The sequence below is a fragment of the Polyangiaceae bacterium genome (assembly GCA_020633205.1).
Classification (GTDB): Bacteria; Myxococcota_A; Polyangia; order Polyangiales; family Polyangiaceae; genus JAHBVY01.
In genome coordinates, this window is record JACKEB010000018.1 from 220,838 (window position 1) to 240,833 (window position 19,996).

The 19,996-nt window shown below is 64.6% G+C and carries 19 protein-coding genes; 6 read left to right on the forward strand and 13 right to left on the reverse strand.

Translation table 11 applies throughout. The annotated features are described in order from the left end of the window. Nucleotides 1-31: 31 nt before the first annotated feature. Nucleotides 32-2,686: a DNA ligase D gene (ligD, locus tag H6718_29200; GenBank protein MCB9589527.1), complete on the forward strand. Its 2,655-nt coding sequence runs from the start codon at nucleotides 32-34 to the stop codon at nucleotides 2,684-2,686. A 21-nt stretch (nucleotides 2,687-2,707) separates the two neighbouring features. On the opposite strand, the gene H6718_29205 is transcribed toward ligD, so the two are convergent. Together H6718_29205 and H6718_29210 are read right to left on the reverse strand one after the other, a co-directional pair. Next, entirely contained in the window at nucleotides 2,708-3,106 is a 399-nt protein-coding gene (locus H6718_29205) for a hypothetical protein (protein ID MCB9589528.1), read from the reverse strand. Further along, on the reverse strand, nucleotides 3,052-3,432 hold the full coding sequence (locus H6718_29210) for a hypothetical protein (GenBank protein MCB9589529.1): 381 nt from the start codon (nucleotides 3,430-3,432) through the stop codon (nucleotides 3,052-3,054). Before H6718_29210 ends, H6718_29205 begins: the two co-directional genes overlap by 55 nt. A gap of 414 nt (nucleotides 3,433-3,846) precedes the next feature. Between H6718_29210 and H6718_29215 the strand changes: the two genes are divergently transcribed. Further along, nucleotides 3,847-4,470: a tetratricopeptide repeat protein gene (locus H6718_29215; protein ID MCB9589530.1), complete on the forward strand. Its 624-nt coding sequence runs from the start codon at nucleotides 3,847-3,849 to the stop codon at nucleotides 4,468-4,470. A 269-nt stretch (nucleotides 4,471-4,739) separates the two neighbouring features. Beyond that, nucleotides 4,740-5,726 (forward strand): alpha/beta hydrolase, encoded by a 987-nt coding sequence (locus H6718_29220; protein ID MCB9589531.1) that lies wholly within the window; start codon nucleotides 4,740-4,742, stop codon nucleotides 5,724-5,726. Between the two features lie 46 nt (nucleotides 5,727-5,772). Here H6718_29220 and H6718_29225 read toward each other — a convergent pair whose 3' ends face one another. From H6718_29225 to H6718_29270, 10 genes are all read right to left on the reverse strand, one after another. After that, nucleotides 5,773-6,669, reverse strand: coding sequence for a hypothetical protein (locus H6718_29225; GenBank protein ID MCB9589532.1), 897 nt, complete (start codon nucleotides 6,667-6,669; stop codon nucleotides 5,773-5,775). A 44-nt stretch (nucleotides 6,670-6,713) separates the two neighbouring features. Beyond that, nucleotides 6,714-8,885 (reverse strand): DUF4339 domain-containing protein, encoded by a 2,172-nt coding sequence (locus tag H6718_29230; GenBank protein MCB9589533.1) that lies wholly within the window; start codon nucleotides 8,883-8,885, stop codon nucleotides 6,714-6,716. A 142-nt stretch (nucleotides 8,886-9,027) separates the two neighbouring features. Further along, nucleotides 9,028-9,681, reverse strand: coding sequence for a ComF family protein (locus H6718_29235; protein ID MCB9589534.1), 654 nt, complete (start codon nucleotides 9,679-9,681; stop codon nucleotides 9,028-9,030). Between the two features lie 214 nt (nucleotides 9,682-9,895). Next, nucleotides 9,896-10,483, reverse strand: a complete 588-nt coding sequence (locus H6718_29240) for a GNAT family N-acetyltransferase (protein ID MCB9589535.1) — start codon at nucleotides 10,481-10,483, stop codon at nucleotides 9,896-9,898. Continuing rightward, entirely contained in the window at nucleotides 10,473-10,880 is a 408-nt protein-coding gene (locus H6718_29245) for a hypothetical protein (GenBank protein ID MCB9589536.1), read from the reverse strand. Before H6718_29245 ends, H6718_29240 begins: the two co-directional genes overlap by 11 nt. Before the next feature lie 45 nt (nucleotides 10,881-10,925). Continuing rightward, nucleotides 10,926-11,324 carry a (deoxy)nucleoside triphosphate pyrophosphohydrolase gene (locus H6718_29250; protein ID MCB9589537.1) on the reverse strand — a complete coding sequence of 133 codons (399 nt, stop codon included), beginning with the start codon at nucleotides 11,322-11,324 and terminating at the stop codon, nucleotides 10,926-10,928. A 95-nt stretch (nucleotides 11,325-11,419) separates the two neighbouring features. Beyond that, nucleotides 11,420-12,523 carry an FHA domain-containing protein gene (locus H6718_29255; GenBank protein ID MCB9589538.1) on the reverse strand — a complete coding sequence of 368 codons (1,104 nt, stop codon included), beginning with the start codon at nucleotides 12,521-12,523 and terminating at the stop codon, nucleotides 11,420-11,422. Nucleotides 12,524-12,854: 331 nt separating this feature from the next. Continuing rightward, entirely contained in the window at nucleotides 12,855-13,454 is a 600-nt protein-coding gene (ruvA, locus tag H6718_29260) for a Holliday junction branch migration protein RuvA (protein ID MCB9589539.1), read from the reverse strand. Nucleotides 13,455-13,617: 163 nt separating this feature from the next. After that, on the reverse strand, nucleotides 13,618-14,154 hold the full coding sequence (locus H6718_29265) for a hypothetical protein (GenBank protein MCB9589540.1): 537 nt from the start codon (nucleotides 14,152-14,154) through the stop codon (nucleotides 13,618-13,620). Beyond that, nucleotides 14,155-14,694, reverse strand: a complete 540-nt coding sequence (locus tag H6718_29270; protein ID MCB9589541.1) for a hypothetical protein — start codon at nucleotides 14,692-14,694, stop codon at nucleotides 14,155-14,157. Between the two features lie 385 nt (nucleotides 14,695-15,079). On the opposite strand from H6718_29270, the gene H6718_29275 reads away from it, so the two are divergent. Next, the gene (locus tag H6718_29275; GenBank protein MCB9589542.1) at nucleotides 15,080-15,424 is read left to right on the forward strand and encodes a hypothetical protein; all 345 of its coding nucleotides are present in this window, start codon (nucleotides 15,080-15,082) and stop codon (nucleotides 15,422-15,424) included. A gap of 67 nt (nucleotides 15,425-15,491) precedes the next feature. Here H6718_29275 and H6718_29280 read toward each other — a convergent pair whose 3' ends face one another. Next, entirely contained in the window at nucleotides 15,492-16,373 is an 882-nt protein-coding gene (locus H6718_29280; protein MCB9589543.1) for a hypothetical protein, read from the reverse strand. Between the two features lie 460 nt (nucleotides 16,374-16,833). Here H6718_29280 and H6718_29285 point away from each other — a divergent pair, with 460 nt between their 5' ends. Together H6718_29285 and H6718_29290 are read left to right on the forward strand one after the other, a co-directional pair. Beyond that, the gene (locus H6718_29285) at nucleotides 16,834-18,507 is read left to right on the forward strand and encodes a PEGA domain-containing protein (GenBank protein MCB9589544.1); all 1,674 of its coding nucleotides are present in this window, start codon (nucleotides 16,834-16,836) and stop codon (nucleotides 18,505-18,507) included. Further along, nucleotides 18,507-19,913: an FG-GAP repeat protein gene (locus H6718_29290; GenBank protein MCB9589545.1), complete on the forward strand. Its 1,407-nt coding sequence runs from the start codon at nucleotides 18,507-18,509 to the stop codon at nucleotides 19,911-19,913. Before H6718_29285 ends, H6718_29290 begins: the two co-directional genes overlap by 1 nt. Nucleotides 19,914-19,996: the final 83 nt, after the last annotated feature.

The following is a 19,996-nucleotide window of genomic DNA, read 5'->3' on the forward strand; positions in this document are numbered from 1 at the left end:
CATCTTCGTTCACCCGTTGACCTGAACATCCGTGGCGAAACCCGATCCCCCTGAGGCCAGCGCAGATCCTCTGCGCAAGTATCGCGAGAAGCGCGATCCAGGCCGCACCAACGAACCGTTTGCGAGCGTTCCAGCGGCCGGAGGGACTCGGGTCGGCTCTTTCGTGGTCCACCTGCACGATGCCTCGAGGGAGCACTACGACTTGCGCATTCAGGCAGGCAACACGCTCCTCAGCTTCGCGGTGCCCAAGGGGCCCAGCCTGAACCCGGTGGACAAGCGCCTGGCGGTGCAGACGGAGAATCATCCCCTAGAGTATTTAGACTTCGAAGACGTGATCCCTGACGGCAACTACGGTGCCGGGCCGATGATCGTCTGGGATACGGGTACTGTGCGTTACCTCGAGGATACGGTTGAGGAGGGGCTGCAGAAGGGCAAGGTCGACTTCTGGCTCGACGGTTACAAACTCAAAGGCCGCTTCGCGCTCGTTGAAACCGGCTCGCGTCAAAAGCCCAAGCCCAAGCAACCCCAGTGGCTGCTGCTGAAGAAGACCGACGTCTACTCGAACGAGCGAGACATGGTCCACGAAGAACCGTACAGCGTCATCTCGGGCCTTCGCGTTGATCAGCTGGAGAGCAAAGCTGACCTGGTCGAAGAGCTAGTGAAGCTAGCGAAGGCCGGCGGCGCCAAGAAGAAGAAGCTGGATGTCAGTAGCTTGAGCCCAATGTTGTGCGCGACAGACGGGGCGACCCTCGAGGATACCTCGCGGATCTACGAGCTGAAGCTCGATGGCGTACGCATCGTCGCCGACAAGCAGGGGGAGGAGGTCAACCTGCGCTACCGCAAGCAGCGCGCCGCAACGTTGACCTATCCAGAGGTCGTGCGGTCTGTCAGGGGCCTCGCGCCGAAGCGCATCGTGCTCGATGGTGAGATCGTCGCTTTCGATGAGCAAGGCAAGCCAAGCTTCGAGCGTTTGGCGACGCGCATCCACGCGACGCGCCCGCTGGATGTGGCCCGCGCGCGACGCGACGTGCCCGTGGTGTACATGGTCTTCGATGTGCTTGCGGTCGAAGACTGGGATCTCACGTCGATGCCGCTCTTGAAACGCAAGGAGATCTTGATGCGGCTCTTGCCGGGGCGCGGAAGGCTCCGAGCCCTCGACCACCTGAGTGACGACGGGCGGCCGTTGTTCGAACTCTGCAAGCACGAAGGCCTCGAGGGCATCGTCGCCAAGCGCAAGGACGCAATCTACCGAGCGGGGCCAAAGCGCTTCGAGGACTGGGTGAAGATCAAGACCGAGCGCGACGACGAATTCGTGATCGTGGGTTGGGAGCGCAAGAAGCGCTCCCGCACTCTAGGCTCGCTGATCCTCGCCGCGTATGAGGGGGACGAGCTCAAGCTGCGCGGCAAGGTCGGCTCCGGTCTCGACGACGCGACTCAAGATCTACTCATCGAGCGGCTGACGCCGATCGAGATCGACAGTTGCCCCGCCAGCGGGGAGCTCGAGCGCGCGCCGATGGAGCGGCATTTCGTCGAGCCTCGCTACGTCGTCAGCGTGCGCTACCTGGGGTGGTCAGACTCGGGTTCGCTTCGCTTTCCCGTGTTCCGTGGACTGCGCATCGACAAGGACCCGAGGGACTGCACGGCGATGCCAGGAGAGACTCGACTGGAAATCGCGCCAGCTGTCGACCCAGAGGACGAGGCACCGATGTCGATGCCGGCGCCGTTTTCAACCGCCAGACCTCAAGCAGCAGGCCGGCGCGGCGATCGCCTGATCACGCGCGCGCACCTTACGAATCAGGCCAAGGTGTTCTGGCCTGACGAGGGCTACACCAAGGGTGAGCTGTGCGAGTACTACGCGGCGATCGCTGACACCCTGCTTCCGTTCCTCAAGGGGCGACCCATCATGCTCGTGCGTTATCCCGACGGAATCAACGGGAAGAGCTTCTACCAGTGGAACGCTCCCAAGGGCACGCCCGACTGGCTCAGGACCTTGCAGATCCGTCATGAAGAGCGAGACGGCAAGACGGTCTCGACCTTCTTGATCGATGACGCTGACGGCTTGATTCACATCGCGAACCTCGGTTGCATCCCGATTCACGTCTTGGCGTGTCGTGAGGGATCCCTCGACACCTGCGACTTCCTGACCATCGACTTCGACATGGCGGACAACCCCTTTCGTCACGCTGTCACCCTCGCGCTGTCGCTCAGGGACTTGCTCGCGGAACTTGGCCTGGTGGGGTTTCCCAAGACCAGCGGACAGACGGGGATGCACGTCATGATCCCCATGGGGGATGCGAGCCGCGGGGGCGGCGTTCCCTTCGAGACAGCTAAAATCCTGGTGGAATTGATTGGTCGTCTCTTGTGGTTGCGCCATCAAGACATCACGACCATGGAGCGACGGGTCACGGAACGGGGGGGAAAGATCTTGATCGACGTCGGTCAGACCGGTCGCTCCCGCACTATTGTGGGTCCGTACTCGGTTCGCGCGTACCCCGGGGCGCGGGTGAGCACGCCCCTCGAGTGGGACGAGGTACATCTCGCGTTGGACCCGGCTGCCTACACCATGTTCACCGTTCCGGCGCGCATGACCGAACGTGAGGACCCACTTCGGGATCTGATGGATATCGATGTCGACGTGCCCGCGGCTGTCCAGAAGCTCGAGCGCTTGCTGGCTCCACACCAGTAGACAGCGGGCGTGTGAACGGCTTCAGAACACCAAGCACTGTTCCAGGCGATCGGCGTTTGGGGCCTGCATCGCGCACTCGTACTGCTTTCTGCTGACCCTGTCCGTGCAGGCCGCAAACTCCGAGGAGCTCTCGGCCTTCACCCGAGCTTCGCGTTGCTTCTTGCGGATCTCCTCGAAGGGCACACCAGGTTCCTGGTTCTGCATCAAGAAACCGACGTAGCGATCCAGCATCTGGTCGCACTCCGCGCGGTCGATGGGCTTGCTACACCCGGAGAAGAGCGCGACGCAAGGCACAGCGAGCAGCGCCCATGGCCCTCGGAGTCGACTACGAGAAGCGGTGCCGCGAGGAAACGTCTTGCGACGACCTAACGCGCGCACTTCGTCTTGATCTCCTCCGGCGTCTTCGCCGCCTTGATGCACGCCACGGAGGAGTCCGTGATGCGCTGGCCCACGCAGCCGTCCATCGTCTTCTGGTACTCGGGGTCCTTCTCCGCCTCCGCGACGCGGCGTGTGATCTCAGCTTCGTCGAAGCCTCGGCCTTGGAGGCGTAGCCGGGCGATGTGCTCCGCCAGTTCCTTGCATTCGCTCTCGCTAGCGGGGTGGCCGCAGCCAACGGCTCCCAGGAGACAAGTCAGAGTCAGCGTAACGGCGAGGGGTTTGGGCAGCATGCAGCGCTTTCGGATCTCGCGCCCGGTGGGCGTGAACAACAAGCCAGTCGCGCCTAGGGCGGGCGAGACGGACGACAACTCAGGCTTCGTGGGGCTCAAGGAGAAGCGACCTCGGTGGGCAGCCTGTCCGTGACTCACTGCGGCGGAGCTTCAATAGGCCCACAGTCAGCACTCATCAAGTCCTCACCGCGTCCACCGTGGCTGGAAACGGCTCGGTTTCGTCCCGCCGAGGGACATTGTTTGTAGCGGGAGAGGGGACGTTTTTGTCGAAATCTGGACGGTTGTGCAGGTGCTGCTAATTTTACACTGCAAATGTCGCGCTCTCGCGATCGAGCCGTTCGGGAATCGTGTCCCGCCCCGCCACTTGCACGAGCTCGACCTCGTGGGAGTGAAAGCCCTGAATTGTTGCTGCAGAAGGCATCTCGGGCGCGCACGCCAGCGACGCGAGCGAAGTATGCCAAGCGCGGGCTCGCGCATCCTGATGGCGTCGATTTGGACACGCGAGCGCTGCTGCTGCGGCAGCTCTACCTCTCGCAGATGGAGGGGCGGCGATTTCGCGAGGCCCTTGAGAGCGCGCTGTTGGCGGTGGCTACCGGCGTGATGCCAGACGTCGCTCGACAGGACGCCGCGCGTGCGTGTCTGGGGCTTGGAGATCATCGCAGAGCGGTCGACCACCTGCGAATCGCGACGCGGGTTTGTCCCGCGTCCCGCCGCGCGTTTCACCTGTGGACGCTCGGCAGTTCTTTGTACCTCGCGGGTGCACACCAGCCCGCTATTGGGGCGCTCACCCGCGCAGTGCGTTGGGGCACCCGCGACAAGCCGCTGTATCGAGCACAACTAGCACTTGCGCGTCTGGAGTTTGGAGACGACTCGGCGTACGAAGAACTACGCGAACTCCGGGACGCCCTCGAATCGGTTCCGTGCGGTCAGGGGTACGGGCAGTTCGTCCTCGGAGAGCTCACCTTTCATTTGGGTGAGAGCGACTCGGCGCTGCGCTATCTCGACAACTTCGTCAAGCGCTCGACTACGGGTCGCATCGCGCTTCAAGTCGCGCTCGAAGCCGAGGTCCATCGCGCCCAAGAGCTCATCACGAAGCTCGTGGCTGGCGAAGACTGACGTTGCTGCGAGGGGACTAGAGGCGCTCCTCTCCCCCCCAAGAAAGAAGCAAGGCGAGGCAACGAAGGGCGCTGCGCCTCGCTGGGGTCCGAGATTAGCTACAACGCCTGTGAAATGGGTCGTCCCCGTCGCATGTTGACCCCCGAGCGTGCGCTGGTATCGATTGTCGCACTTTCGAATCTTGCTATTTGCGACGTTGAAACACGCCATTGAACGGAGCAGGCCGATGTGCTCTATCCGAGCCGCGCGGAAGCGCGAAAGGAGGAGCGATGATCGGAAGGTTTGTGGGGGCGATTTCGTTGTTGGGTTGTTTGGGCTTGTTTGCCGCCTGTTCTGGCGAGCCGAGCGAGTCGCGCGACCAGCTAGGTCAACAGGCACAGGCGCATCACCGGGAGGGGCCGGGTGGCCTGAGGACACAGCGCGTACGGGTCACCGGACCGCGCCTGGGCGTTCAGAAGCTCGCTTACTGGGACACCGGCAATGACGCGCCAGCCATCGTCTTCGTGCACTCGAACTCGTGTTCGAAGGAGTGTTGGGAACGGCAGTTTGCAGAGGTGCTGCCCGATGGCAGTCCCAACCCGTTGCGGCAGTATCGCCTGCTCGCCTTCGACATGCCGGGGCACGGCGACACCCGACGCATCGATGGTCAGGCCAATACTTACAGCATCCAGCTATATGCAGAGTCAGTCGAGGCGTTCAGCGAAGCGCTGGGGCTACACGGCGCCGTGTATGTCGGGCACAGCCTGGGCGGTCACGCGCTGATCGAGTCTGGTCAATTCCTCCCGGAACCAGCTGGGGCGCTGATCTACGGTGCCCCGCCCGTCTCTACCCTCGAGCAACTGGGCGCGGCGTTCTTCCCCATGCCGGGAGGGCCCCACTACCTCACGGCGGACCTCAGCGCAGAAGACATCCACCACTGGGAAGCGACGGTCTACTACAGCGACATCCCGGATCACTTCGCGCGTTCCGTCCGCAAGACGGACTCTAGAGCTCGCGGCGACTTGCCAGCCTCCTTCGCCTACCTTGCGGACGAAGTCGGGATGGTGCGCGACTACCCGTGTCCGATCGGCATCATCCACGGCAAGTACGAGCGATCCGTTCGCCTCAGCTACCTGGAGAGCCTGCACCTCGACTCGGAGCTCTGGCACGACGGGATCCAGATCGTGGATGAGAGCAACCACTTCGTGAGTTGGGATCAGCCCGTGGTGTTCAACTCCATCGTCAAGGACATGGCAGACGAGGTGAACGCACCCTGAACGCTCACCCCATCGACATCGGTAGCGCGCGGAAACGCGCGCTACCTCAGGGTTCGAAGTCGCCTGGCGGCTTTGGCGCGGGCGCGGGCTTGGGTGCAGGCGCGGGCTTGCGTGCAGGCTTGGGCGCCGGTTTCGGAGCGGGTTTGGGCTTGTCCGCTGGCTTGTCCGCGGGCTTTTCTCCGCCGTCAGGCTCCACGACCTCCACATCCGTGGAAGGCGCCGCCGGTGCTGTCGGCTCCACGACTTCCACCGGCTCCGGAGCTTGAATGCGATCTTCAGAGTCCATCGCCTTTTCGATGCGGCGAGCGATCGAGTGAGCTTCGGTGCTGACCTTGTCCGCCCGTTCGCGCATCAACGGGATGAGCTTCTTCGCGTCGTCGAGGTTGTTGGCTATATCCGTGCGGCGACCCGGCGACTCGCTCGAGAACGTCTTGTCGATGTCCCGCTTGAGTTCTGGGATCTGAGCCTCGAGGTCATCTAGACGCGTCCGTACTCGAAGCATTTGGCCTTCCAGCCGTGTCGCTGCGAGCGCGCTGCTCTTGACGCCCTTGAAGAACGCCTCCGCTTCCTCGTTCGTCTTTCCGCGCACGCCGCCTTCGACGCTGCTCTCACCCTCGGCGTTCGCTCCGCCGATCTCGAACTCAAAGCCAGTGCCGGCTTGGGTGTAGCGCTCGACTTCTTGTTCGAGCTTCTTGTTGACCAGGGACATGGACGCGTTGTCGTCCAGTTCGAGGTACTCGGCTAAGCCGCCGCGCACTTCCTTGGGTTTGCCAGGTGCCTCTGCGAGCTCGACTTGCAGATCGTGGAGCTCGGTAAAGAACGCGTCGTAGCGCTGGTTACCCGCGCGGAACTCCATGCCTCGAGCGACTGGGGTCGGGCCCGGCGTGGCGAACACGCAGGCGGTAGAACCCAATGCAATAGCCGCTGCTGCGAGCCAGCTCATCGCGCGGCGCCGGGATCGTGAGGCGGGCTTGGGTGCGGGAGGCATCACTGACATGACAGACCTGTACCCCATAGCTCAGCCCCGCCGGGCGTGCGCACGAAAAACACGGCCAAAGCGCGATCACCTGAGGCGATCAGTGTCCCTTGGCCGGCGTCGCTGTCGGCGGCGGACAGGCGCACGGCGGGCCCTGATGGGATCAGATCCGCATCGAGGGTTTGGGCGCGAACCTGGTGCTTGCCTCGTGGCCCTTCGGTCCACATCAGCACCCAGCGACCCTGGCCGAGGGCGCTGGCAGCGGGGGATATCGCCTCTCCGCCGGGACCTCCCGGGGGTGGGGTAAAGCTCTTGCTCGACTTGGGCGGCTGATGAAGCGCAGCGCTCGCCAGCGTGATCCCCCAATAGGCGTCCGCTGTTGGTCGGGTGGCGACGGTGATCAGTGCGTTAGCGTCGCTGGTGGTCACGCTGGGCGTACCGAGGAAGGCGTCTTGCATGCTGACCGCTCCCAGCGTGCCCTTCAGCGCACCCTCACCATCCAGCCAGCCGAAGACCAGCTTGCCCTCCTGACCACCTGAGCGGAGCACCAGAGCGTAGCTCTTTCCGCTGTCTTGGGCGCGTTCAACGCTCGGAGTCGTGACCTCGTCGGAGGGCAGTGTGCCGAGTTCCGTGGCCTTGCCGTTGCGCACGACCTCGAGGCGACTCCCTCGCGCTCCGATCGTCATACCGGAGCTGAACTCCACGGCCCCATCGCGCTTCTGTCGATCGTGAGTCACCAAGAAGCGATGGTCGGGAGTCGGCGTGACAGCCACTACCTTACCCGGCGCGCGCTCCTCGAACGCCTGCTGCGTGCTCAGGTCTCCAAGCGATACGTCGAGGCCGAGTGCGACCTTGCTATCCTTCGCTAGTCCCAGTGTGACTTTCTCTGCGGAAATGGCAATCGCGCGGGGAGCGACCCCAAGGTAGGCCGAGTCGAGCAGCTTCTTTGGTTCCACTGCGACCTTGCACGGACCCTTGCTTGCTTCGTTTGGCTTTTCGGTCTTTGCGCTGCTGTTCGTTTGCGGGCTCGAGACAACGACCTCCGTGGAGGTGGATTGTGAGGAGCGCTGATTCATCAGCAAGATCACCACGACTGCGAGGAGCCCAATGACGAGCGCCCCGAGGATGATGTTGCTGTTGCTCGGGCCACTCGCCGGAGCGGGCATGGGCGCCGGAGCGCTCATGGGAGGCCCGCTCTGGGGCCCAGCGCTCGCCGGTCCTGCGGCGGGGAGCGAGCTAGAAGTGGGAGGCTGAGATGCGCGCGGGCCGGGCACCGAAGCTGAGCCGGACGAGAGCAATGCGGCGGCGCTTGCGGGAGCAGGCTTGGAGGTGGGGGGCGCCGAGGGGCGTGCGGACGCGGGGGGCGGCGGCGTCGCGCTGCTGCTGCCTCCGCCAATCAGCGCGGCGGCGCTGGCGACCTTGCGTTTTGACTCGGCGCTGCGCCCTTCCGACGGTGCGGCCGCGATGTCGCTTTCGAGCTCCTCAGGCTCCAGCTCCTCGGCTTCCTCCGCGTCCGGCGTTACCTCGGGGATCGCGACTTCACTCTTCAGCTCGTCGGGGTCTAGCTCGGCGACGGAGGCGTGCGCCGAGGAATCTTCCTCGGGTTCGGCTTCCAGTTCCTCGGCATGGTCGAGGTCTGGCAGCGTCTTGATCTTGATGTCCGCGGGCGGTGGGGTGATGTGCGGTGCCGAAGGGATGGGCGCGCGCCGCTCCGAGGGTGGAGACGATGGGCGCTCGCCTGGAGGTGGCGGCGGTGCCTGGCTGCTGCTCGCCGCCCTGCCGACGAGTGCCGCCGCGCTTCCGCTGGCGCTGCTTGGTAGCGGGCTGCTCGGAGGTGGGGGAGGGGGCGCGGCCGCGGTGCCCAGCAGCGCTCGCAGGGCGCTCTGCTTCTGTTCGGAGGCGTAACGATCGAGCGGCGGCTCCGGAGGTAACTCCGCGTACTCCGCGTCTGTCTGGGCCTCACGCGTGGGCTTGCGCTGTGCCGCGGGGATGCAATCGGCGAACAGTTCGCACTCGCGTCCCTCGAGCCACTCCGCCCAGCCTGCCTGCCACACCAAGGTGTACGCGGGGAGCGCGCCGCTTTCGAACAGTTGAGTCAGTTCGGCGAGGCTGGCGCTGTGACGGCTGCCATCGACATCGGCCCACTGCCATTTGGTCTGTTGCGGATCGTCAGCGCTGGGCATTCAGTGCGGATCTCCAAGTCCCCTAGAGGCTCCGGCGCCCCCTTCGTCAGTCTGCTCCCACGTCGTACCGCGGGCGCCAATGGACATTGTCACGGCGCGGCGACCGTTCGCGCAAGTCACCGGGGACACTTGAATAAGTGCGCTACTCGCCGCTGGTCGCGAGCACGACCGCACCCAGACACTGAACTCCCTGAGCGCGCAGGGCCGCGGCCGCAGCCGCCAGCGTGGCGCCGGTGGTCGCTACATCGTCTACCAGGATCGCTGGAGGGCTCTCGCGCCCCGGCGCGGCACGAAACGCCGCTTGAATGTTCTGCTGACGCTCGGCTCTGCCAAGACCAGCCTGGGGGCGCGTGGACTTCTCTCGCTTCAGCTGGTGCCTGACCCGCACCGCAAGTCGCGGAGCGAGCTTGGCCGCCAGCAGCGCCGACTGGTTGTAGCCCCGCTCGACCAGGCGCGTCGGGTGCAGGGGTATTGGCACCAAGTCAAACGCGATCCGACTAGAATTTGCATGTGGAATTGTCGTCCCTTGCAGGGCATCACCCAGCTGGCTCAGCCACCAGGTTGCCAGGCCACCGACGACCTCCGCCTGCCCAGAATACTTCAGCCGGTGGATCGCCTCGCGCAGGGGCGCCTCGAAGCGCCCTCCAGCCAATACCCACAGCCCTGATGCTTCACGCAGGATGGGGGGTGAGGGTGCGACGCACCCGCCGCAAAACGCCGACTCCGCCCACTCGAGTGTTGCTCCGCACGCAACGCAACGCGGGGCACCCGCCAGCGCAGCCAACCCGCGCGTCACACGCTCAACCGCTCTGCGCGCGAGGCGAGTCGTGGCCGTGCGCTGGCCAAGCGCCAGCGCCTGAAGGAAAGGCCATGGGGGGGACGTCCTCAGGTCCAGCTGCATCCCGCACAGTCGGTCAGCGATTGATGCAGTTGCGCGCTGAACAGATCCACTGGGTAGAGCGCGGCGTCTTTGCGCTGCACCTCCCCCCCAAGAAAAGCTGCGAGGGGACTCAGAGTCGCGGGCGCTCTTCGCTGGTGAGCGCGTAGATCAGGTGATCTTCCCAGCGCCCGTTGATCTGCAGGTACCGCTCAGACGTCCCTTCCAAGCGGAAACGCGCCTTGTCCAACACACGCCGGCTTGGGCGATTCGATGACATCACGGCAGCCTGCAAGCGGTGAAGCTCGGCGTCCTGAAACGCGAAGCGGATGAGGAGCTCCAGCGCTTCGCTAGCTAGACCCTGACCGCCCCGCTCGCGCACCGTCCAGTAACCAACGTAGGCGTTCTGAAACACACCCCTCACGATCTCACTCAGCGCGATGCGCCCCAGGATCGGCGCTGTTTGCTCGCGACCCGTGATCAAGAAGGTAAAACCGCGCCCCTGACGCCACTGCTTGCGCTGATTCGCGATGCTGCGCGTGAGTTCAACCGGTGCTGCCGGATTGGTTCCGCGCGGAGGAGCCGGGCTCCAGGGACGCAGGTGGGAGGCGTTCTGCTCGAGCACCCGAGACAGGCGCACAGCGTCGTTCTCCTTCGGGGGTCGGAGCACGATGCGTTCTCCCACGAGCCGTGTAGCGAGGCTGGGGATCCTATCCGCCATTTCCAGCTTCCATCGCGTCGGTCGCTGCGTCGCTGCTTGCATCGCTGGCCGCATCCGCGCCGGCGTCCCGCCCGTCGCAGATCCCCTGAGGGTCGAGGCCGACGCTGCGATAGAGTTCGAAGGCGCACGTGCCCCAACCGTATTGGCAGTCGCCGCGACAATCGAACTCGCAGTGCCGCCAGCTCTGAAAATGCTCCTCGAGGCGCTGCTCGCAGGCGTCACGGTCTTGGTCGTTGATCACCTTCGTGTCTTGCTCTCGACACTCGGGGAAGCACCCACAGCTGAAATCCACCAAGCGCTGACAGCCTCGGTTCGGCGGATCCGTCGCGCAACTGCTGGCGGCGGACAGCGCAGCGAGACCGAGTAACCCAAGGGTCACGTGACGCATCGCGAGCACGGTCCCAAGCATAGCTCGCCGGGTCGGGCCCACCAGGGCCATGCGTCAGCCGAGGCCCAGCAGGGCGTTCATCGAAGCTTCGTCAGCCGGCGTGAACGGATACTGATCGAACTCTGAGCTCGTCACCCAGCGGAACGATTCGACGTTCAGCTCCTGGGGCTCACCGGAGGTGATCACGCACTCGTAGAGGTAGAGGTCGATGGTGTAGCGCTCGTACGGGTGGCTCACGAAGCTGATCATGCTACCAGGCGCGACCTCGACGCCGAGCCGGTGCATCACCTCTCGCTTCAGCGCGTCGCTGTCGGACTCCCCGTCTTCGACTTTTCCTCCGGGAAACTCCCAGAGCAGTGGCAACACCGCGGCAGGGCGCCGCTGCGTGATCAGGTACTTACCGTCCTGCGCAATGACAGCGGCAACGACACGCACTGTGCGTGGCATCGTCATCCGGCGCTTCCTGGCTCACCTTCGTGAGTCCGCGCAACATCTCGCGAACTCACGTGGCAGTGCCTCTGAAGACGGTCCAGCAACGGGCGGGACACTTAGAAGTCAACGCGGAAGAGCTGTTGCCCCATCAGCAAGATGTCCCCCGCAACGAGCGGATGCTCTTGCTTCAGGCGACCGAAGGTGCCGTTCGAGCTACCGACGTCGGTGAGGTAGACGTCACCGTCGTCGCCGCGAGCGATGCGGCAGTGGAGACCAGAGACGTAGCCGTCTTCGCTGAACAGGATGTCGCCTCGCTCACGACCACAGTGCACACCGCTCTCCGGGATCGGGAAGGCGTTGCCCGTCGTGTCTCGGCCAATGACCAGCGCGAGGCGGCCGATGTAGCCCTTCGCCGGGCTACCTAGACGCTTCACGCCGTCGGGCGAGTTGCCCTGTCCGATGAGCTCTTCGAAGCGGATGATCTCTTGTCCGATACGGAACACGTCGCCGAAGGCCAGACGCCACGGCATGTTCGGCTTCAGCTTCAGGTAGACACCGTTGAGCGAGCTCTCGTCTTTGATGAAGAGCTGGTTGCCTCGGCGGGTGAAGGTGGAGTGCCGCGGGGAAAGGTAGCTGTCGCCAGCGAAGATGGAGCCGGTGTCGCGTCCCACCGTGACGGCTTGGCCATCGGGAAGCGGGAAGGTGCCGGCTTCGCTGCCGTCAGCACGCAGCGCAGTGAGCAACACCGAAGCAACGCTGCCGCCAGTTGCTGCTGGCGTGGGTGCTGCTGGAGGCTGGCTCTGCAGGGCACCGAGGTTGTACCCGCACGAAGCGCAGAACTTGTTCCCTGGCTTGTTCTGATGCCCGCACTGCGGACACGCGACGGCGCCTGCCGCAGGTGCCGCACCAGCGTCTGGGCGCGGTGGCCCTGCTGGAGCCGGCGCAGCAGCGGGAGCTGGAGCAGCGGGAGCTGGCTCGGCTGCCGGCGCGGGCGCAGCGGCTGGAGCCGGTGCTGCGGGTGCCGGGGCCACTGCGGGCGCCGGGGCCACTGCGGGCGCGGGTGCTGCCGCAGGTGCAGCGGCTGCCGCCGGAACGCCGTGTGGAGGCGTCTGAGGAGAGAACGGTTTCGGGGCTTCATCGCGCGGCAACTCCGCACCGCAACCCAGGCAGAACTTGTAATGGTCCTGGTTGTCCTTGCCGCACTTGGGACACGTGATCACAGCAGATTGCCTCCGGAAGCTGTCATTGTTGGCCCGACTCAGGGCCAAACCCCTGCGAACGATAACCCGGTTCTGAATCTTGCTGCCACCCCAATTGCTGACGAATGACGAGCCCTCCTTACTGAAATCACCCAGCTTTCCCTCTGGCGCCGTTGCCGCGGTGGCCTCCAGTCAAGAACCGGTCAGGAGCGCCCCGGCGTGGCGGTTCAGCCGTTGCACGCGCATTGCGCTCCAAGCAGTGTTCCGCCTGGGCAAGGGAGAAAGCAGCGCCGCCCGCGTCATCGAGAGCCCACTTCGATAAGTCTGCAGCGCTGGATCTTTTGGGCCGCGTTCAGCGGGCTAAGAAGGCGAGAGCGGACTTGAGGGCGCTCGCGAGAGGCGTGTCGGCGAGGCTATCTCCAAGTGAGTCCACCGCGCGTTCGGCCTCCGCCGGACGGTAACCCATGTTGGTCAACGCACCATACAGCCGTTCTCGGTTGCTGCTGCTCGGTGACTGGGCTGCGCTAGGCAACTCCACCTCCGCGACTCGCGGGAGCTTCTCCTTCAACTCCAGTACCAACCGCTCTGCGGTCTTCTTTCCGATGCCGCTGATCTTGTTGAGCCGCGCGACGTCACCTTGGGATACGGCGCGCACCAGGTCCGGTGGCGGAAGCTCGCTCAGCACGGAGAGCGCCGTCTTCGGGCCTACGTTGGGGACACCGATCAACAGCCGAAACACCTCACGCTCCAAAGCGCTTGCGAAGCCGTAGAGGTCGAGCGCCTCTTCACGAACGTGAGTGTGGATGTGGAGTACCACGGCCTCGCCTGCGGCGCGCACACGGCCCGCAGTACCAAGAGGCAGCAGTACTTCGTAGCCCACGCCGCCCACGTCGACGATCACGTGGCCATCCAGCTCTTCGGCCACCAGCTTCCCGCACAGCCTGCCAATCATGCCGCCCGTATAGCAGGCCGCGACGGGATAGGCGCCTCACAAGGCCGCGCAAAGCTCGAAGCGGCTGCTTCGAACGCGGGGTCACTGTCGAAGGCGCAGTCAGTTGAAGGCGCAGTCAGTTGAAGGCGCAGTCAGTTGAAGGCGCAGTCAGTTGAAGGCGCAGTCAGTCAGCCAGGGCGCCTTGGGCGATCCAGCGTCGAATCGTGTCGCGCTGTTCCGCCGGAAGCTGGTCGTGTCCCCGAGGCATGCGCTGACCGCAGTTGTTGCCAGGACAGCTCACGTCGATGCACGCGTGACTACCATCTAGCTTGTCCATCAAGAAGCTGCGCGCAGGCTCCCCCGGCGCGACCCGCGCTTTGTCCGGGGTGGTGCGAGCCGGGGCGACCAAATAGGTGTCCACGATTTGCGCTCGCGTCGTGGCGTCTGCGGGGAAGCTGGGATCGTCAGGGGCCGGACTCAGGAACAAGCCGCTCGCGGGAGTCGACGGGTTACCGTGGCAGCCCGCTTCTGTGCAATTCTGCGCGAATATCGGTTGAATATCCGCAGAGAAACTGACGGTCGGCGTTTGGCCGTCGAAGCTCGTGTAGTCAAACTCGGGGCACACCGCGTCTGGAGGAAACGGATCAGGATCGCTGTCGCAACTCAGCATCATGAGCGCCGCTGCCAGCGAGCACGTGATCCATCCCCTCCGCGGCTTCACTCAGTTGTCCTTGGCGCCCATGTTGATCCAGTTACGGATGGTCTCGCGTTCGTTGTCACATAGCAACGAGCCGAGTGTGTCGGGCATGCTCTCGCCGCAGTCGGGGTCACCGTCGTCATTCACGCACTGGAACCCTTGGTCGTTTTGCGTGCCGTCCACCTTGTACATCAGGAAGCTCGCGTTGGCGTCGCTCGCCGTCACCAGATTCACTGCTGGTGCGGTCTCCGACGCGCGCCCGATGAATCCCGCGAGCATGTCGCTGATTTCTTGGTTGGTCATTTCCGGGATGCCCTTGGCTTCATTCGGCAATGGAGCGCCAAGGTAGAGGTTCTGCTGAGAGCGCTTCGTATCACCGTGACAGGTGTCGCTGAACGTGCAGGAACCCTGGAAGATCGGCAGAATGTCCGCGCGGAACGAGGGGTCTGCGCTCACGCTCTTGATGCGGCAGGTTCCCGACTCCTCTGCAGGATCGTCGCTGCTGCAGCCTACGAAGACGGACAAGCTGAGTAGAAGGCCGGTGGCCAAAGCGATTCGTTTCATTGTCTCCTCGAAACCCCCCGGTTTGCACTCGCACCCACACGGCTGACACCGCGCGAGGAAACTTAGCAGAATTTGTACCCAGCCAGGCCATGAGCGCGGCAGAGTGATGCGGATGCCGTGGCGTATCGCTTTCAGCGGTTTGCTGCGCCCCTGAGCTGTGGCAGAACCCCGGCGGATGCATCGAACCTCTGGAGCCATCACCCGACGAGGCGCGCACGCTACGGTGTCAGCGCCACGCTGCAGTGCCACTCGAGCCAGTCTCGCCATTTCCGCTGCGAGCCTTGCTCTCCTGCTCGGGGGATGCGCGGCTTCATCGAGCGAGACGCCTTGGCCCGTCGAACCCGACTTCGAGCGACTGAGGGCCGAAGCGAAGGGGCATCCCCGTATGGCGCATGCGGGGACCGAGTGGACTCCCCGCGAGCCCGAGGGAGATGAGGTCGTCGAACCCCGTGAAGAGCCCGAGCCAGTGAGCACCTGGGGCAGCCGGCGCAAGGTCGTGCCCGAGCCGCTACCCCTCAAAGCAGGCAGGACGGATCTTGAAGATCCAGATGCAGACCTGGACGACGAAGAGCAGCCCGCCAAGGCGCCGAAACCCAAGGCGCCGGAGGCCACGCCGCCCTCCAAGTCCAAGGCGGAGCCGGCAACGGAGCCGAAGTCGTCGCCTGGCGGTTTGGGCGACACCGACGACATCGACAACGATCCGTTCTTCGACGACGACCCGGGAGAGTGATCGCCCAAGGGTTCGCCTGGATCAGTCGTTCGATCGGGCCTGGAGTTTGGGGGGGAGAGGACGGCGTTTAGAACGCCCCGGACCAACCAAGCCCAGTGAAGCCCTTGCCAACCAGGGGAGTGACGCGACTAGCCGTCGCCGGCTCCTCGGGGGCCAACAGGTACCACACCACGCCGCCGATCAGCGCTGCCGCGCCGACACCGGTGATGATGCCGCCCAGGTTGGCCTTGCTGCGCGCTGCGTTCGCGTCGTCGACAATGGAGTTGGGGCACGTGCGCGAGCTGCCACCACACTGCTGCTCATAGTCGCTGAGGTCGCTTTTCGCGGGGAAATAGATAACGGCCCCGACGATGCCCACGGCGAGGCCGCCGCCCGCGATGATCAGCGGTAGGATCGGCTTACTCCCTCCTGGCGGTGGCGGCTCGACCTTGGCGCCGGGGTCTTGGGTGCCGTCGCCATCCTTCGGATCGGTTCCCTGAGGATCCGTCGTTCCCGGTGGCACGGGAGTCGCGGCCTGAGCCTCGTCTTTGGCGATCTTGTCCTTGAAGCGCTGGATGCGCGTCTGGTTCTGCGCCATTTCTGGGTTGCCAGGAACTCGCTCGTTGTAGGTCTCCAGCGCACGCACCGCTAGCTTGAGCTGACCGTTGAGTTCGTAGGCGCGCGCCAGGTTCACCAGCAGCTTGTCCGCCGTGCAATCCCTGCGATAGGCGTCTTCCCAGTAGGTGATTGCCCGCGGGTAGTCCGCTTCGTTGAAGGCCGCCTGTCCGGCTTGAAATGCACCCTTCGCCGCCGCGATGTCCCCTTCGGTAGGTCCGCGATCACAGGTGGGGTAGGGCGGGGGATCCTCCTCCGCAAGGGCCGGGGCTGCGACGAGGAGGCCTGCGACGAGTGCTGCACCAGACGCGAGGTGGCTGAGCCTACGTGCGGGTGACTGAGTCAGCTTAAGCATGCCGTGACATCTCCAAAGGCCGCCGGGGACCCCGAGCGGCGCCCGCACCGAGGTGCGGAGTTGGCTTTGCGAGGTGCGAAGCCGAGGAACAACTGTCGCGCCTAGGGGGGCGCGACCCAAGTAACAATCGTTCTGGTGAGGGATCTTCCCTACCGATCCCCCGGCGATAGCATAGAAGGTCCGGCCCCCTCAGCTCAAATTCGCGCTCAGAAAGTCCCTGAGCCGGCGGATTCCGAGGCTCCGCTGCGGCTTGGCCTCGGCGCGCGGCCTCGGGGTATCTCGTCGCCCCTGGGTGCCGAGGGCTTCGGCGCGTCCGGCGACCCAGTTGCGGCCAATCGGCCGTAGCCGCGCCGGTTCGGCGATGTTTCCACGCTTGGCGGGACAGCTTTCGCTGCGCTTCGGGTTGTGCGCGGAGTCCAATCGAGGGCATCTTCGGGGGCAAGCAGGGAGACTGGACTCAGTGAGACGCTGGTGGATTGTTGCAGGGCTACTCGCTCTGGCTTTGGTGTGGTTGATCCCGAACGACTCCGCGAACGCGGCAGGGATGACGACGACACAGAAGCTCGAGTCGATTCGGCGCTACATGGAACAGGGGCAGGGCAAGTACGTGGCTGGTGACTACGCCGCGGCTGCCAAGCAGTTCGAGGCTGGCTACACGAAGCATCCGTACTCCGCGTTCTTGTTCAACGCGGGTGTTTGCTACCAGAAGCTCGACGACAAGCCGAAGGCACTGGAGAAGTTCAAGCAGTACCTGAGCGTGGACCCCAGCGCACCTGACGCTGACAAGGTGAGGGAGCGAATCGCGGCACTCGAGGCCGCGATGGGGCAAGCGCCCCCGCCCGTAAGCGATGCCGGCGTCGAGGACGCCGGCGACGCTGATGCTGGTGACGCTGGAGTACCCGCCGAGGCGGGGGCGCCCACGCCGCCTACAGCGGTCCCGGTGGACGACCAAGACGCGATGCGCTCCTTGGTGGTCGTTGAGACGGAGCCGAGCGGCGCGCCGGTCAAGCTCTATGCCCGCACCCAAGACACCGCGCCGGAGTTCAAGGTCGGCGAGGCCAATCCCGGCTGGCAAGAGGTGTTCAACGGTCGGGCTCCAGCCGAAGTCGCGCTCGCTGTTGGCCGCTATCACATCGTGATCGAGAAGTTCCGAGACTTCAACATCAGCCAGACCGCGATCGACGTGTCTCCCGGACACGTACATCACTTCAAAGCCAACCTGAGCCAGGGCGCGTTCATGGCGTTCCTGCGTCTCAGCGCGAATGTGCGCGGTGCCTACATCTACCTGGACGACAAGAAGAAGGCTAAGCCCGAGTGGGGCACTACTCCGTACGGCGAACTCGTTTCCGCAGGGGACCACGAAGTGTTGGTGGAGGCGCCCGGCTTCCAGCCGTTGTTCACGAAGGTGCGGGTCAACCATGGCGAGCAGAAGGAGCTCGAGGTAACCCTGAAGCGGGTCGACTACGGCTACGTGCGCATCGACGCGAACGCCCCCGATATCCGCGTTGCCATCGACGAGAAGCCTGTGGGCGTATGGCGTAGCGGTGAAGAGCCGCTGGAGGTTCAGGCTGCGTCGGGCAAGCACAAGCTCACCGTCGAGTCCGACGGGCGCAAGACGTTCGAGGGCCTGATCAACGTCCCCAAGGGGCAGATCTTGCCGGTCCATGCGAATTTGATCCCGAAGTATCCGCGCGGCGCTGCGTGGACCCAGGCGGTGATTGGCGCCGTCGTGATCGGGGCCGCGATCTACGTCGGCAATGAGTCCAACAAGCTCTACGATGACCTCGAGGCGGACCGCAAAGCCGGCGTGCTGGAGGAAGGTGACGAACGCATCACCCGTGGGCGTATCTTCGCAATCAGCGCCGACGCCGGCTTCGTCGTTGGCGGAGTGCTAGGCGTGCTCTCCGTCTACAACTTCATCAAGGATCCGCTACCGGAGTCCGACATCAAGCAGGACAAAGCGGTGGAGTTCAGAGATCCAAAGAAGGCCCGCCCGACCGCGCGTGCGCTTTTCCCGAGCCGCGTCGTTTGGCGTGACCGCAAGCGCGATCGAGACACAGCGGCTGCGCGATTCCACATCACACCGTCCATCTCCGACAACTCCGGTTTCCTCATGATCGGAGGTAGCTTCTGATGTCAGTTTCGAACTACTCGAGGTCCAGCGCTGGCCGTCCGCGGCGACTCTTATCAGGGCTCGTCGCGCTCAGCGTGCTGGGTGGTATGGGGGTCGGTGCCTGCTCATGGAGTCGCTACGACGACCTTCAGGACAACGCGCCCGTTCTCTTGCTCAAGAAGCCCGAGAAGCTGAAGAACGGCTTCGGTATCAGCCTCGCGTTCGCGTCGAGCGATGCCGGCTCACGCGTGCTGGTCGTGGGTGCGCCTTACCTCTCTCGCGGCGCGGCCTTCACGGTCGTCGGGAATCAAGACGCCAAGGTCGACGCGAGCGACACAGGGTTCTGCGATGCCGGTGCCGATAGCAACCTCTGTTACATGGCGAACCAGGTGGCGGGCATCGGGCTTGCCCGTGCCCCCGAAGGTGCGTCGGGCACGATCCTCGACCTGTGTTTCGTGATGGGTGTCGGCCAAGCGGCGAACGACGCTGGCCTGTTGGTGCGCTGTCTTGACCAGACGGAGTATGCGCTGGGCGTACCGACGGGGGTGTTCAACGCGCTCGTCAATCCCGTGCTGCAAACCGGTGAAGGCCAGCCGCTCTTCTTGGCGGCGGACAAGGACTCTCAGGCGTCCGTCATCGCCGGGGCCCCTGGGCAAACTCCGCCTCTCGCTTGGTTCTACGCACCGGACTCGATGGCGCCGATCGAGCTGCTGCCGTCGGCGAACGATCCCAGCTATGGCAGCGCCGTGGCCTCCCTTCGGGTGCCTGATGGGCGCGTGCTTGCCGTCGGGGCGCCGGAGGAAAATCACGTTTATCTGTTCCACTGGAAGACGGGCGAAACTGAAGCGCGTCTGGTCGGCTGCCTGGGTGGTCCAGAGAACTTCGGTCGCGCCCTGGCCTCCGGTCGTGTCAACGCTGGCGATGAGACCGACGAGCTGGTGGTCGCTGATGCCGTCAACGTGCATGTGTTCGACGGCAGCAAACTGGCGGGGTTGCCCGCGGTCGCCACGCCTAGCTGTTCTCTTGCCAGTCTCCCCGAGGCGACGTTGCTCGCTTCCTTCGGCTGTGGTTCCGACGCGAGCGTCACCGGCTGTGAGCAGTCTGATTTCGGAGCCGCGCTCGAGGTGGCAGACCTGGATGCCGATGGCGATGGTGAGGTGATCGTCGGTGCGCCTCGCATGACGGTGCGCGAGCAGAACTCCGCCGGAGCGGTGCTCGTGTACGACGCTGAGGGGGAGCGGCCGTTCTTGCTCAGCGACGTGCTCTTCCTGTCTTCGGCTGAAGAGGGCGATCGCTTGGGCTCGAGCTTGGCCGTTGGGCGCACTGGGGGTCAGGAGTTCGTGATCGCTGGCGCTCCCGGGAACGAGAAGACCGCAATGATGTTCTGCTCGAAGTTCTCGACGGGCCTCGGCCCCCGCTGCGACTAAGGTATTGGAGTGCCCGCGCCCAAGGCGACGTGCAGGCTTGAGTGGCCCGCGTCGTGAGCGGAGCGGGCTTCGACGGAAGTCAT

Bases quoted from the DNA above. Each gene is read 5' to 3' on its own strand.
- H6718_29220 (MCB9589531.1), top strand. From the start codon at position 4,740: ATGATCGGAAGGTTTGTGGGGGCGATTTCGTTGTTGGGTTGTTTGGGC.
- H6718_29225 (MCB9589532.1), bottom strand. From the start codon at position 6,669: ATGAGCTGGCTCGCAGCAGCGGCTATTGCATTGGGTTCTACCGCCTGC.
- H6718_29230 (MCB9589533.1), bottom strand. From the start codon at position 8,885: ATGCCCAGCGCTGACGATCCGCAACAGACCAAATGGCAGTGGGCCGAT.
- H6718_29240 (MCB9589535.1), bottom strand. From the start codon at position 10,483: ATGGCGGATAGGATCCCCAGCCTCGCTACACGGCTCGTGGGAGAACGC.
- H6718_29250 (MCB9589537.1), bottom strand. From the start codon at position 11,324: ATGACGATGCCACGCACAGTGCGTGTCGTTGCCGCTGTCATTGCGCAG.
- ruvA (MCB9589539.1), bottom strand. From the start codon at position 13,454: ATGATTGGCAGGCTGTGCGGGAAGCTGGTGGCCGAAGAGCTGGATGGC.
- H6718_29270 (MCB9589541.1), bottom strand. From the start codon at position 14,694: ATGAAACGAATCGCTTTGGCCACCGGCCTTCTACTCAGCTTGTCCGTC.
- H6718_29275 (MCB9589542.1), top strand. From the start codon at position 15,080: ATGGCGCATGCGGGGACCGAGTGGACTCCCCGCGAGCCCGAGGGAGAT.
- H6718_29280 (MCB9589543.1), bottom strand. From the start codon at position 16,373: ATGCTTAAGCTGACTCAGTCACCCGCACGTAGGCTCAGCCACCTCGCG.
- H6718_29290 (MCB9589545.1), top strand. From the start codon at position 18,507: ATGTCAGTTTCGAACTACTCGAGGTCCAGCGCTGGCCGTCCGCGGCGA.